The organism is Bacteroides timonensis (genome assembly GCF_000513195.1).
Lineage (GTDB): Bacteria > Bacteroidota > Bacteroidia > Bacteroidales > Bacteroidaceae > Bacteroides > Bacteroides timonensis.
In genome coordinates this window covers 26,490-40,039 of the sequence record NZ_CBVI010000033.1, presented here as the reverse complement: position 1 = coordinate 40,039, position 13,550 = coordinate 26,490, and the positions used below count along the sequence as shown (strand labels likewise).

The 13,550-nt window shown below is 43.8% G+C and carries 13 protein-coding genes, 1 tRNA gene and 1 pseudogene; 7 read left to right on the top strand and 8 right to left on the bottom strand.

Features of this window, described 5'->3' with window-relative positions; translation table 11 throughout:
* Positions 1 to 68: 68 nt before the first annotated feature.
* The 6 genes from BN161_RS08300 (at position 69) to BN161_RS08275 (ending at position 6,728) form a co-directional block, all read left to right on the top strand.
* Entirely contained in the window at positions 69 to 710 is a 642-nt protein-coding gene (locus tag BN161_RS08300; protein ID WP_044264935.1) for an AlbA family DNA-binding domain-containing protein, read from the top strand.
* 285 nt (positions 711 to 995) lie between these two features.
* Positions 996 to 2,387 (top strand): alanine/glycine:cation symporter family protein, encoded by a 1,392-nt coding sequence (locus BN161_RS08295; protein WP_044264849.1) that lies wholly within the window; start codon positions 996 to 998, stop codon positions 2,385 to 2,387.
* A gap of 121 nt (positions 2,388 to 2,508) precedes the next feature.
* Positions 2,509 to 3,135 carry a hypothetical protein gene (locus tag BN161_RS08290; RefSeq protein WP_007213063.1) on the top strand — a complete coding sequence of 209 codons (627 nt, stop codon included), beginning with the start codon at positions 2,509 to 2,511 and terminating at the stop codon, positions 3,133 to 3,135.
* A 667-nt stretch (positions 3,136 to 3,802) separates the two neighbouring features.
* Entirely contained in the window at positions 3,803 to 5,896 is a 2,094-nt protein-coding gene (locus tag BN161_RS08285; protein ID WP_044264848.1) for a KamA family radical SAM protein, read from the top strand.
* A gap of 108 nt (positions 5,897 to 6,004) precedes the next feature.
* Complete coding sequence (locus BN161_RS08280; RefSeq protein WP_044264846.1) at positions 6,005 to 6,580, top strand: uracil-DNA glycosylase family protein; 576 nt, start codon at positions 6,005 to 6,007, stop codon at positions 6,578 to 6,580.
* A gap of 75 nt (positions 6,581 to 6,655) precedes the next feature.
* A tRNA-Trp gene (locus tag BN161_RS08275) sits at positions 6,656 to 6,728 on the top strand.
* 79 nt (positions 6,729 to 6,807) lie between these two features.
* Here the strand turns inward: BN161_RS08275 and BN161_RS08270 are convergent.
* The 4 genes from BN161_RS08270 to BN161_RS08255 all read right to left on the bottom strand — a co-directional run bounded on the left by BN161_RS08270 (position 6,808) and on the right by BN161_RS08255 (position 10,241).
* Positions 6,808 to 8,256: a calcineurin-like phosphoesterase C-terminal domain-containing protein gene (locus BN161_RS08270; RefSeq protein WP_044264843.1), complete on the bottom strand. Its 1,449-nt coding sequence runs from the start codon at positions 8,254 to 8,256 to the stop codon at positions 6,808 to 6,810.
* A 103-nt stretch (positions 8,257 to 8,359) separates the two neighbouring features.
* Positions 8,360 to 8,905, bottom strand: a complete 546-nt coding sequence (locus BN161_RS08265; RefSeq protein WP_044264840.1) for a 7-carboxy-7-deazaguanine synthase QueE — start codon at positions 8,903 to 8,905, stop codon at positions 8,360 to 8,362.
* A gap of 30 nt (positions 8,906 to 8,935) precedes the next feature.
* Complete coding sequence (gene queD, locus BN161_RS08260) at positions 8,936 to 9,268, bottom strand: 6-carboxytetrahydropterin synthase QueD (protein WP_044264838.1); 333 nt, start codon at positions 9,266 to 9,268, stop codon at positions 8,936 to 8,938.
* A gap of 115 nt (positions 9,269 to 9,383) precedes the next feature.
* Positions 9,384 to 10,241 carry a phosphodiester glycosidase family protein gene (locus BN161_RS08255; RefSeq protein ID WP_044264837.1) on the bottom strand — a complete coding sequence of 286 codons (858 nt, stop codon included), beginning with the start codon at positions 10,239 to 10,241 and terminating at the stop codon, positions 9,384 to 9,386.
* A gap of 109 nt (positions 10,242 to 10,350) precedes the next feature.
* On the opposite strand from BN161_RS08255, the gene BN161_RS08250 reads away from it, so the two are divergent.
* On the top strand, positions 10,351 to 10,710 hold the full coding sequence (locus BN161_RS08250; RefSeq protein ID WP_044264835.1) for a YbaN family protein: 360 nt from the start codon (positions 10,351 to 10,353) through the stop codon (positions 10,708 to 10,710).
* Positions 10,711 to 10,714: 4 nt separating this feature from the next.
* On the opposite strand, the gene BN161_RS08245 is transcribed toward BN161_RS08250, so the two are convergent.
* The 4 genes and pseudogenes from BN161_RS08245 to BN161_RS08230 all read right to left on the bottom strand — a co-directional run bounded on the left by BN161_RS08245 (position 10,715) and on the right by BN161_RS08230 (position 13,478).
* Positions 10,715 to 11,299, bottom strand: coding sequence for a 5'-methylthioadenosine/S-adenosylhomocysteine nucleosidase family protein (locus tag BN161_RS08245; RefSeq protein WP_044264834.1), 585 nt, complete (start codon positions 11,297 to 11,299; stop codon positions 10,715 to 10,717).
* A gap of 130 nt (positions 11,300 to 11,429) precedes the next feature.
* Positions 11,430 to 12,239 (bottom strand): alpha/beta fold hydrolase, encoded by an 810-nt coding sequence (locus BN161_RS08240; RefSeq protein ID WP_044264831.1) that lies wholly within the window; start codon positions 12,237 to 12,239, stop codon positions 11,430 to 11,432.
* A gap of 420 nt (positions 12,240 to 12,659) precedes the next feature.
* Positions 12,660 to 12,954 (bottom strand): annotated as a pseudogene (locus BN161_RS08235) (cysteine methyltransferase); the annotation flags it as partial.
* Positions 12,951 to 13,478 carry a methylated-DNA--[protein]-cysteine S-methyltransferase gene (locus tag BN161_RS08230; protein WP_044264933.1) on the bottom strand — a complete coding sequence of 176 codons (528 nt, stop codon included), beginning with the start codon at positions 13,476 to 13,478 and terminating at the stop codon, positions 12,951 to 12,953. The gene BN161_RS08230 and the pseudogene BN161_RS08235, both read right to left, overlap by 4 nt.
* Positions 13,479 to 13,550 lie beyond the last annotated feature (72 nt).

The following is a 13,550-nucleotide window of genomic DNA, read 5'->3' as shown; positions in this document are numbered from 1 at the left end:
TTTTGAAATAATCCGCAAAAATTGCGCAAAAAGGCGTCCTCTGGCCTTTTTTGCCTACTTTTGCAGGCATGAAAACCCTTACAGATACGGAATACATACACATGCTCATAGCCGAAGGCGAACACCAAAGGCAGGACTTTAAGTTTGAGATTTCCGATGCCCGTAAGATCGCAAAAACGCTCTCCGCCTTTGCCAATACAGACGGCGGGCGGCTGCTGATCGGAGTTAAAGATAACGGAAAGATCGCCGGAGTACGCTCCGATGAGGAACAATATATGATAGAGGCGGCAGCGCAAATGTACTGTCAGCCGGAAGTGAATTATACCATGCAGACCTTTCAGGCGGAAGGACGCAGCGTGCTGGTAGTGCAGATTGAGGAAAGTCTGCAAAAACCCGTATATGCCAAGGATGAAACAGGAAAACCATTGGCTTATCTGCGCATCAAGGATGAGAATATACTTGCCACACCGGTGCATCTGCGTGTATGGCAGCAAAGTGGCAGTCCGCGGGGAGAACTGATAACTTATACTGAGCGCGAACAGTTGTTGCTTGACTTGTTGGAAGAAAATGACAGTCTGTCACTGAACAGGTATTGCAGGCTGGCACGCCTTTCCCGACGCGCAGCGGAACATCTACTTGCCAAGTTCATCCGGTTTGATATTGTAGAACCGGTATTTGAAGGGCATAAGTTTCACTTCAGGTTAAAGTAAATGATTATTCCTCAATCCTGACTTTTATTTCTTGGGGATGAGCAGAAAGTTATTTACAGAAAAGAGGAGCCGGACACAGTCGTTACCTTAGGGTATCTCTGTCGTTACTTGAGGGTGCCTCTGTCGTTACCTTAGGGTACCTCAGTCGTTACTTGAGACAGCCTCAATATAACATACTTACAATCAACCAGTTATAAGCGCATCTTTTGTAATCCTTAGAATCATAAATTCAGACAGAAGAACCGACTGTTTATCATTAAACAAGTAAATATAAAACAATATAGCATGAATATAATCAATTCAATCAACGATATTCTCTGGACCTATATTCTTATCGCTCTGCTTTTGGGATGTGCCTTTTGGTTCACGCTGAAAACCCGCTTCGTACAGTTCCGCATGATAGGTGAAATGGTACGTTTACTGGGTAACTCAGCAGGAACAAACGGCAAGCCAGGTGAAAAGCATATTTCTTCATTTCAGGCATTTGCCATCTCCATTGCCAGCCGCGTAGGTACAGGCAATCTGGCAGGTGTAGCCACTGCCATCGCTGTAGGCGGACCGGGAGCGGTGTTCTGGATGTGGGTCATTGCCCTGTTTGGTGCTGCCAGTTCATTCGTAGAGTCCACATTGGCACAATTATATAAGGTGAAAGGCAAAGACTCCTTCATTGGCGGTCCCGCCTACTATATGCGGAAAGGATTGAAACAACCGTGGATGGGTACCGTGTTTGCCGTACTCATTACGATAACTTTCGGCTTCGCCTTCAACTCCGTGCAAAGCAACACACTGTGCGCAGCTTTTGAACATGCGTTCGGTTTCGACCACGCCATTGTAGGAGGGGTTATTACCATAGCTACGCTGCTTATTATCTTTGGTGGTGTACAGCGCATTGCTAAAGTGAGCAGCATCATTGTTCCCATTATGGCATTGGGGTATATTGCTTTGGCACTGATTATTGTAGCTATCAATATCACCGAACTTCCTGCCGTTATCAAACTCATCGTCAGCCATGCCTTCGGCTGGCAACAGGCATTGGGTGGTGGCGTAGGTATTGCATTGATGCAAGGCATCAAGCGGGGATTGTTCAGCAATGAGGCAGGGATGGGTTCCGCTCCCAATGTGGCAGCCACCGCACACGTCACACATCCCGTAAAGCAGGGGCTGATACAGACCTTGGGCGTTTTCACCGATACATTAATTATATGTACCTGCACCGCATTCATTATACTTTTCAGTGGTGCGCCACTGGACGGCTCTACCAACGGAGTACAACTTACGCAACAGGCGCTGACGAACGAAATTGGCTCGGCAGGAAGTATTTTTATTGCTATTGCTTTGTTCTTCTTCGCCTTCAGCAGCATTCTGGGTAATTATTATTATGGAGAAGCCAATGTACGTTATCTTACCCGTAAGAAATGGATATTGAACATCTACCGTATTCTGGTAGGTGGCATGGTGCTATTTGGTGCACTCGCTGCACTGGATGTGGCCTGGAGCCTGGCAGATGTCACCATGGGATTGATGGCACTCTGTAACCTGATTGCCATCAGCCTGCTCGGTAAATACGCTTTCAAACTGCTGGAAGACTACCGTGCACAGAAACGGGCGGGTATCAAAGACCCTGTTTTCACGAAAGACCGCCTCAAAGAGGTAGAAAATGACATAGAGTGCTGGTAAGAGATTTATGATTTATAAATTATGATTTATACAATTGTTGGTGTAAATCAACTTATTTCGTACTTTTGCAATCGCAATTGCCCCGGCAATTATAAATCATAAATCATAAAACATAAATAAGATGGGTATATTTGCCAAACTATTTAAAAAGAATTCCGAGGGTACTTCCTCCAAAAACGTGGAAGATTTCGTGTCACTGACACGCGTTTATTTCCAGTCCGTAATTGCCGCTAATCTAGGCATTACGAACATTCGTTTCGTGCCGGATGTAGCCAACTTCAAACGCCTGTTCAAAATACCGACTCAGGGCGGACGACTGGGACAAGCCGAAAAGACCGCTTCACGCAAAATGCTGATGCAGGACTATGGACTGAGTGAAAACTTCTTCAAGGAAATCGACGCTTCCGTAAAGAAGCATTGCCGCACGCAGAATGATGTGCAGGCATACTTGTTTATGTATCAAGGCTTCTCACAAGACCTGATGATGTTGATGGGTAACTTGATGCAATGGAAGTTTCGCGTGCCCTCTGTTTTTAAAGGTGCACTGCGCAGTATGACCGAAAAGACCGTACATGACGTCTGCACCAAAACCGTATGGAAAAAGGACGATGTACATAAGACGGCTATGGCAGTCCGCCAATACAAAGAGCGTCTGGGATACTCCGAGCAATGGATGACAGAATACGTGTACAACGTTGTGTTACTGGCTAAAAAAGAACCAAAAAACAAAGCCACGGAAGAGAAATAAGCTTGAAATATCTACCAGACAAAAACTGTTATCAAAAGAAAAAGTTTTCTAAAGAAACGATCAATAGAAAGGGCGAGAAATGATTTCTCGCCTTTTTTTGTTATTTTTATGCAACTTCTTTGTTCGAAGGAGCAACAACACTTTATGTAAAGAGATTGTTGTAAGACGCAGCGGGCTTTGCCCGCTAAGCTACAGGCTACAAGCTACCAGTGACAAACTATTGCACTGGGTAAGTTTAAAAACTCTGATAAGTTGATAGTTCAAAACCTATTAGTTCAAGTAATCTGATTATTCAGAAGATTTCATAATTCAGAAGATTTGATAATTCAAATAGCTTGATTTAGGCTCAATAAGTCAGGCAGCCTGAAAGGCTTTCATTATATAGCGTAGGGCATCGCCCTACGGATTGAATTACCTGCCTCTGAGCCCTGAAAGGGCGAAATAAAGGCAACTAACTCGATTTCGCCCTTTCAGGGCTTATTGAGAAATATATACTATTTACGTAGGGCGATGCCCTACGCTATATAATGGAAGCCTTTCAGGCTATTAGAGTTATCTGTAGCTTATAATTTGTAACTCGTAGCTCGTAATTTGTAGCTCGTAATTTATTGCTTGCAGTTCACAGCTCGCAACTATTTCAGTATTAATCATTAAAAAACAACCGCTTATGAAACAAAAGAAAATGCTTGCACTCACTTTATCCCAGTTGAAGCAACTTTATCGAAATGAACTTCCCGAAATTGTACGCATCGCCGAACAGAGCGACGGTACGGAAAGCTTCAAGCAAGGCATTTCGGAATTCATTACCAATCAGGCTGATACGGAAAGTGAAGTTGTCAGGCAAATTCGACTTCTGATTGAATATGACGGCCGGGAAGTCCATGAACTTTCTACCGATGAACAAATGATTGTTTCTACCCTGTCACTTCTATACGCGTTTCTTACCGGAAACCTGGAAGAAGATGTGGAAACAGACATGTTCCTGGATATTTTCCAGCAATTCAAACGTTTACAGCATCCTATTGCCCCCCTCCCGGCACCCCAACGCGTCAAAGCGTGGACCGAGCGCTGGCCCAGCGGACTGACTGAAGACGTGCAACTGATCCGCACAAAAAATAAAGAACGTATTTTGCACGCATTGATACAAAAGATAGAGCACCGTACCGCTGTTTCCCGCTTCCATTTTGAAGAGGGCATCAGCTACGAAGAGAAATACCGTCTCGTCAGCGAATGGTGGAACGACTTCCGTTTCCATCTGGCCATGGCTGCCAAAAGCCCTGCGGAACTGAATCGCTTTCTGGGTAATTCACTTTCTGCTGAAACCATGTATCTGTTATCTCGTGCCCGCAAGAAAGGAATGCCTTTCTTCGTTACGCCTTACTACCTGCACTTGTTAAATCCCGGCAGCACAGGATACAACGATGAATCTCTGCGCAGCTACATCCTCTACTCCCCGCAACTGGTGGAAACTTACGGGCAAATCCGCGCTTGGGAACGTGAAGACATAATAGAAGCCGGAAAACCCAATGCAGCCGGCTGGCTCCTGCCTGATGGTCACAATATCCACCGTCGTTATCCGGAAGTAGCCATCCTCATTCCCGACACTATGGGACGCGCTTGTGGCGGGCTTTGTGCTTCCTGCCAGCGCATGTATGACTTCCAGAGCAAACGACTCAATTTTGAGTTTGACTCCCTGCGTCCTAAAGAAACATGGGAGAAGAAATTACGCCGTCTGATGACTTACTTCGAGGAAGATACCCAATTGCGTGACATCCTCATCACAGGCGGAGATGCCCTCATGAGTCAGAACAAGACGCTGAACACAATTTTGGAAGCCGTTTACCGTATGGCTGCCCGTAAACGGAAAGCCAATCAGGAACGCCCGGAAGGAGAAAAGTATGCCGAATTACAGCGTATCCGCCTCGGATCGCGTTTGCCAGCTTATCTGCCAATGCGTATCAACAATGAATTGGTAGAAATTCTGCGAACTTTCAAGGAGAAAGCATCCGTCATCGGTATCCGCCAGTTCATTATTCAAACGCATTTCCAAACGCCACTGGAGGTTACTCCCGAGGCAGAAGAAGGCATACGTAAATTATTATCGGCAGGCTGGCTGATTACCAACCAACTTGTGTATAACGTAGCTGCCTCACGTCGGGGACATACCACTCGCCTACGCCAGGTACTTAATGAACTGGGAGTTGTCTGTTACTATACATTCTCCGTAAAAGGTTTCGAAGAAAACAACGCAGTCTTTACACCAAACAGCCGTTCCATGCAGGAACAGCAAGAAGAAAAGCGTTTCGGCAAACTAAATAAAGAAGATGCCTTCAACCTGTCTGCATCGCTCGAAACCGCACTTGATCCTACATCCTGTATCCGCCACTTCCTGAAGATACATCATCTTCCGTTTCTTGCCACAGACCGCAGCGTGTTAAACCTGCCCGCCATTGGCAAGAGCATGACGTTCAATCTGGTAGGAATGACTGAAGACGGAAAGCGCATCCTTCGTTTCGACCACGACGGAACACGTCGCCACAGCCCGATAATCAATCAACTCGGACAAGTCTATATCGTAGAGAATAAGTCCATAGCCGCCTACCTGCGCCAACTACGCGCCATGGGAGAAGATGTGGAAGACTACGCAAGTATTTGGAATTATACGGAAGGCAAAACCGAATCACGGTTCAGCCTGTACGAATATCCGGACTTCCCTTTCCGCATCACAGAAAAAATGAGTAATCTGGAAATAGCAGAGTAACTTCCGGAAATAATCTATACTTTTGCATAAGAAAATCACAGAGTCGTCTGAGAAGTCTGAATCATATTCCGGGCTTTTCAGACATTTTTTATCTTAAAAATAGTAAGTATGCAAATCGAACGGCACCCTTTAGAACCCTTTCTTCCTGCTAACGCCCGTTTGCTGATGCTGGGAAGTTTTCCACCTCAAAAGAAAAGGTGGTCGATGGAGTTTTATTATCCGAACTGGAACAATGATATGTGGCGGATTGTAGGACTCCTGTTCTTCAATGATAAGAACCATTTTCTGAACGAAGCTGCAAAAGCTTTCGACAAAGATCGCATTATCCCTTTCCTGCAAAAAAAAGGCATTGCCCTATTTGATACAGCTACCGCCATACGACGGTTGCAGGACAATGCATCCGACAAATTTCTGGAAGTTGTAGAACCTACGGATATTGAGGACATGCTCCGTCGCTTACCGGAATGTAAAGCCATAGTTACTACAGGTGAGAAAGCAACGGAAACTTTATGCGAACAGTTCTCTCTTGAAAAGCCGAAAGTGGGAGATTTTACAGAGTTTGTTTTTGATGGCAGACCTATGCGACTCTATCGGATGCCCTCTTCTTCGCGCGCTTATCCGCTTGCTTTAGAAAAAAAAGCAGCAGCCTACCGCATTATGTATCAGGACTTACAGATGTTATAAGATGAGAGAGCGTTAAAAAAATCGCTCATCCCTCTTGCATATTTGAAAGTTTACATTACCTTTGCAGCCGCAAACACGGGAGTAGCTCAGTTGGTAGAGCACTGGTCTCCAAAACCAGGTGTCGGGAGTTCGAGCCTCTCCTCCCGTGCAAGATGAAAATAGCTGCAAGTTTTTACTTGCAGCTATTTTTGTTTATAAACCCGTCATAAACAAGTAGTCAAAGCCTGTCATTTCAAATCTACAGTTTGAGTAAAGTTCTGACCGAAACGATTCGTTGCTACGATCTTCACTGATTTAGCCTTATCCGTAGGACGTACCCGGAATAAGTGCGATGTATGATACCCTGTAGCCTTTCCTTCTTTCATTGTAATATAATCCTGATCCTCATCATCAAAAGCCTCCATTACACCCGGTTTCTCAACACCGTCTTCATAGTAGGATAACTTCCATGCCGGATCATAATCCCAGACATTAACCACCAGATATTTAGGTTGGCTCTGAAACTCCCCCGGCTTATACACACGAAACTGATAATCGAATGGACGACCGGTAGCCTTATACTGCCAGGAGATGTCATCACCGATCACATTTACCACCAGATAACCATTGGGAGCACCGCAACGATTTACATGTCCTGCCCACCAGGCACCACAAGCGGCACCAATATTATGTTCATAGATAACAGGAGTCACAATGCGGTTTTCATAAAAATGAGTATGACCGACAAAGATATGCGTCTTATAATCTTTTAGTATCTCAAAAAGTTGTTCGGCATTACGGGCATTGGCTCCTCCTCTACCCGTACTGTTAGCCGTAGGAGCATGAAGATTCAACAGTACGGTAGTACCCGGCTTCACATAGCTCAGATCCTTTTTCAACCATTCCAATTGTTCAGGGGTAAACTGCTCCGTATATTTCTTCTTACCTTTATAATCTATATCTTTCATCGAAATAATATGCACTTTCCCTACATTAAGAGAATAATCCGTCGGTCCAAAATGCTCACCAAATACCGATTCCCCGTATTCTTCCTTATTCGTAGCGAGGCTCAGTGCCGTATATTGCTGATCAAAGTCGTGATTACCAATCACATGATACATGGTTAATTCCAAATCAGAGATAACCTTCTTATACGAATCATACAAAGGCATAACATCCCAGACGATATCTCCCAGAACCATTCCGTAAACTTCCTGCGAAGACAATTGCTTCAATGTTTCCTTCAAATCAACCACAGTTTCCGAAGCAAAGCGATCCAACTGTTCCTCATTTCTTGCCTGCGGGTCAGAGATAGCTATAAAGGTAAAATCCTGAACCGGCTGTTCTCTCTTCACCAAGCTGAAATCACAACGATTCTTTTTCTTTTTTGCATCAATCCGGGCATAATAGCCAACAGGTAATGCATTCTCTACATTAGTTTTGTAGTCCGCCGGAACAGAAAGATAAACGAATTTAGACTGTGCGGGATCAGATACCAACTGATAACGCCCTTTATCATCAGTCTGCGTAAAATTAACGCCATCTGTCACAACAACACCTGTAACAGGTTGTTTCTGCGTATCTGTCACCACACCACTTACAACAATCTCTTTTTTAACGGGTTGGTCTGCTGCATACCCTCCTGCTGCAAATAAATTCAGCAAAAGCAGCAAGGATAAAAAACGAATTGATTTCATGTTTCTTCTCTTTTTAGAATTTTAATTTCACGGCAAAGTAAGCCCTAAAAAGCAAAAGAAAGATGTCATTCACGTTACATTCCTATAACACTACCCCGACTCATTAACGAATGTCAATCAGTTTATGCGTTTGCAGACTTAACCGCCATTTAGGATGTTGCATGACGCACGCCACTGTTTCCGCAGTATTGCTACATGAACAGGGTTGCAGAAAGAAATATTCAGCCGGAAGCAACTCGTAGACTCCAATGTCCTGACCTTCGTAAACTACCTTCACCTCATCCATACGGGTAATCCCCAACTTCACCCCTTGCTTGGGAGAACAAGTCACCCAATCAATATTTTGAGGCAATGGGTTCGTTCCATTCGTTTCGATACAGACATACTTTCCCGCCTGGTGCAAACGGTCGATAAAAGCCTCATCAATCCAGAGAGAAGGTTCTCCACCCGTCAGGATAACCGTAACAGCCGGATACTTTCCTACTTCGGCAATAATTTCATCATCGGACATCAGTACACCTTCTTCATGCCGTGTATCGCAAAAAGAGCATTTCAGGTTGCAACCGGAAAAGCGGATAAAGACAGCAGGCGTGCCGGTGTGATAGCCTTCACCTTGCAAACTATAAAAAATCTCATTAATCTTTCTCATAAAAAATATTCGTGCCGGCTTTCAGTAGGGTTATTCTTTCTCATAAGTGGCTACATTGGATTCAGATTCCTGTACCTCGACTTTAAAGCAAATAGGTATCTGCTCACATATCCAGCGGGCTATATTCTCTGCGGTAGGATTGAATGGAAGAACTTCATTCAAATTACGGTGATCTAACTTTCCTTTCACCGTTTCTTTGATGTGACTGAAATCAACTACCATTCCATCGGCATTGAGTTCCCGGGAACGGCAGTAGACTGTGATAATCCAATTGTGACCATGCAGATCCTCACATTTGCTGCGATAGGAAAGTTTCAGGCTATGAGCAGCTGATATTTCCATGCGTTTGATAACTGTATACATATTCTTGTTAATACGCTAATTAAGAAAATACTTTGTCTGTTGTCGCACCTAATGTCACCTCGGCGCGGCACAAAAGTACAAAAATTCTAAGGATTACAGTTTAAATCTTCCGCTTTTATTCGTAAACACAAAGTGAATTGGCAACCTTACGCTCCCCTTTATTATCATAAAGTTTATTGTCAGTAAGCTTGTTTACAATTCCATTATCCGGCGCAGAAGCACTCCAAAGTGTAGTAGAGCCACCACCATCCAGATTCAAAGCTTTTTTTGCACCCAATACACGGAGAAGATGTGTCAACTCAGGGATATTGATACCTTCCGCCTTACCTTCGAAACGGCCCGCAACCGCAATCAGAAATATCGTTCCGTCCTTCATCAGAGCCACGGCACTCCGTGGATGTTTAGTCTGAACGAATGACCGGTTACAAGCAGACAAATCACAAGCTTTTCCATCCAGCAGCATCAACGGACCGGAAACAAGAATACTCCCTTCTTTCTGTTCGCAGTTTTTCTCATACTGTTTCTTCCAGGATATGATGTCCAGTTTCCCTTTATCTATTTTCACGGCACCATTGGATACAGTACTGAGTACACCGGTCGCAGTAGTATCTACCACCACCCCGTCTTTCCTCAAATAGCAAATAGAAGTTCCTTGCTTGATATTGAAATAAGAACCGTTAATAGCCGCCACTGCACCGGAACGACGGGCAGCATTACTGGTTTCTTCTTTAGGAGAATGAATTAAAATGTCAAACCGATGTTGCTCCGGTTTGATTTCAAGAATAGCGACATGCTGCGGAACACCATACAAAGAAACGAACTCCGCTTCGCGACAAAGTACACCTTTTCCCATAGAAGTTACATTCCAATGAGCAGTAACAAGTGCCAAAGAGTCTGCAGTGGTCTGTGCCACCACAACAAATACATTACACAGTATCAGCAATAGCGTGAAGACGGACTTTCTCAAATACATGTTTTGATTTTATTGAAAATTCTTCGCAAACATAAGCATTTAAAGCGAATGTCGGATAACAAAGCAAACAGAACTTTCTCCGTAAACAAAAAAAGAGTACTTTTGTGGCATGAAAACCCTTTATATAGCACTTGGTACACTCTCTTTGGCACTTGGTATCCTCGGCATTTTTCTGCCGTTGCTACCCACTACTCCGTTTCTGCTACTCACCGCTGCACTCTACTTTAAAAGTTCGCCTCGCCTATATAGCTGGTTATTAAGTCATAAGCACCTCGGTCCTTATATCCGTAACTTTCGTGAAAACAAAGCCATCCCTCTACGCGCAAAAATAATTTCCATCTCGCTGATGTGGATCACCATGCTCTACTGCGTATTTTTTATCGTTCCATATATATGGGTAAAAGTAGTACTCCTGATTATTGCAGCAGGAGTAACCTATCATATCCTTTCATTTAAGACGCTGAAGTAGATGCTTATTTAACCGCTCCACCTATCTGTTCAAAGAATTCTCCCAGCCCCTTACGTGCATCAGCCAGTTTATCCTCCCAATGCTTCACGGAGTTCTGTCCTATGATATCCGTCACATACTTCACAGCAATAAAAGGCACGTTCTTGGCACGGCAAACGAAGGCTTGCGCAAAAGCTTCCATATCGACCACATCGCCTTTCACATCCGAAAGTTCCGCCAGAAAAGTATCACCTGTATTACAAATACCTTCTCCTGCCCAATGCATACAGTATCCCTTCTCTGCCAGCAAGGCAGAAGAATCAATCTCATATTCCAAACCCATATCGGCTAACTTCTGCATATCACGGTCTATAAAATGACGGCACACCAGAATATCTCCTACCTGGCAATCAATGCTTCCCGCTGTACCTACGTTAATCACCAAGTCCGGCTTTGCCTGATTGAGCACTTCAGAAACATAATAAGCTGACTTCACTTTGCCTACTTCCGTACGAATATAGCCGATGTGAACTTCTTCCTCTCCTATCAATCCGGGAAACTTTAACTCCGTAAACTCGCCCTGCACGGCGTAAGTAACTAAAATTTTCATACTGCATCTTTTTATTTTGAGCGAGTAAATGTACAACTTTTTTTTAGAAACTAAAATTCATCCACTTGCGACTTTATCTTTTCGAGCTGTCTGATCAAGCCATCCATCTTCCGCCTATTCTTTCTAATCATTACAGGACGTAGAACAAACCAGTTAAAGGCAATCCATAAAAATAAAACAGATATCTGATTTGTGCTACTGACAAATTCTTATATTGATTCTTAATGACCGTATCTATATGTTTGAAATAAGATTCCAAAAGTATGAGGGAAGGGACAACTATATTCTTTATACATTCCCTTAAATCTGTATTCGAGAAATCACAGAATAGTTTAGCATACGTCTTTCTGTCAGATGCCAATCCCCAGTTTACTATTTCGGCAAATCTCAATGAATCAGTGGTAAGCGTTGCCGCACTCATTCTTTGCATCTGTGCAAATTGCTCCTCATCCATAGCTGTAATCCTGTCAATTAGATCTGTGCAGTCATTATCAGGAGCAGATTTAAAATCAGGAACTGTCAAAGCCATCAGACAAGGCAAGGCATCTACAATCACAATCTTTCCTGTAAGCTCCGGAAATTCAGCCGCAATTGCAAGCGCCAAACCACCTCCCATACTATGCCCCACTAGAATAGGTTTCTCTATCCGCTCCTCTTTGATAAACTCTGCAATCTGCATTTTCCATCTTTCGAATGATGGGCGCTCTTCGGGCGCAATCCCCGAAAAGCCCGCCATCGTCAGCACATAGCAGGTATAGCTGTCTTTCAGTACGCTGACTGTTTCCGCCCAGACATCGCCCGAGCATGCAAAACCGGGTATAAATACAACCGTTTGTTTTCCTGTTCCCGACTTTACTACCGAAAAGGGATAATCTCGTGCTAAAATCAAAAGAGAAATTCCCAATAACATCAGAGTCAAAAGTAATCTTTTCATCGCCATATATTCTAAAGTTTTTCCTTTAGATACGGGTCACTCCGGAATGTTACAAGAAAAAGAGAATAGTATCGGGAAACTTCAATCTGATTTCTGTCTGTTCTATAAGTTTTCCAGACATATCATTTGTTTAGCCATCCAGAAATTAGTAAGAGAAAGCTGATTAGCCTTGTATAATCCGCAAAACCACCCGGACGAATTTTTAAAACGAAATGGTTCGGTTTTTTCAGGGGGCTTAAAACGAAGTGGTTCAATTTTGAGTAAAAACGAATAGCATTAAAACAGCGTTCAAATGCCATTTTAATGCTATTCGTTTTTTGTTGTTTTTAACCGAAAAAAGTCTTTCCCAAAGTTGAGTATATCCGCACTAAATCACTACCTTTATAACAAATAAAGAAGATATAAAATATCTTAGGCGGCTATCTTATTGACAAACAGATCGTACAATCGCCCTGTCCCCGAAAGGCCTGTTTCCATCGCTGCATCAAACAACGAGGCATAGATTTCGTCCAATATTTTTTACACATTCGATACTGGTACATTGCAGAAACTTTTTAGGACTGACACCTACCCATTCGGTAAATATCCGCTGAAAACGTGATCCACTCAATGCCACTTCACTTGCCACTTCATCAAGTCCGGGTTGCCGTTTGAAATTGGCACGGATATATTCTATTGCCTGTGCAATACGTGTATAATCGAGTGTCTCCTGTCCGTTCATAGTGCCAGCCGGGGTTGGGATTCCAATTCAAGCAAGAACTTTTTAGCCGGAAGTCCTCCGCCGTAACCTGTCAACGAATGGTCGCTGCCGATTATTCGATGACAGGGTGCAAATATCGACATGGAATTTGCGCCGTTGGCATTGGCTACTGCACGTACAGCTTTAGGCATACCGATCCGCTGCGCCATTTCACCGTAGGAAATTGTCTTGCCGAAAGGTATCTTCAGCAATTCATTCCACACCGTTTTTTGAAAGTCCGTGCCCACGAACAGCAGCGGCACATCGAACTCCCTGCGCTTCCCGGCAAAGAACTCGTCAAGTTGCCTCACTGCTTTCTCTATTACTTCCGACGTACCCACCTCGAACTCAGCACGCAATATCCGTTTCAACCGCCGATCTACATGGTCGCGATGTTTCTCCACCTGCCAGTCGCACAGGCAGAGCTTATCATCAAACGAACCGAGTAGTAGCACACCGCACGGCGATTCGTAACGCATTATCTTGATAATATTTTTCTCTTTCATAACTTTCATACAAAAGCTGTTTGTCCTTGCCTTTCACATATCGGTCGTTCCGGCCATAAACATAGCCAACAA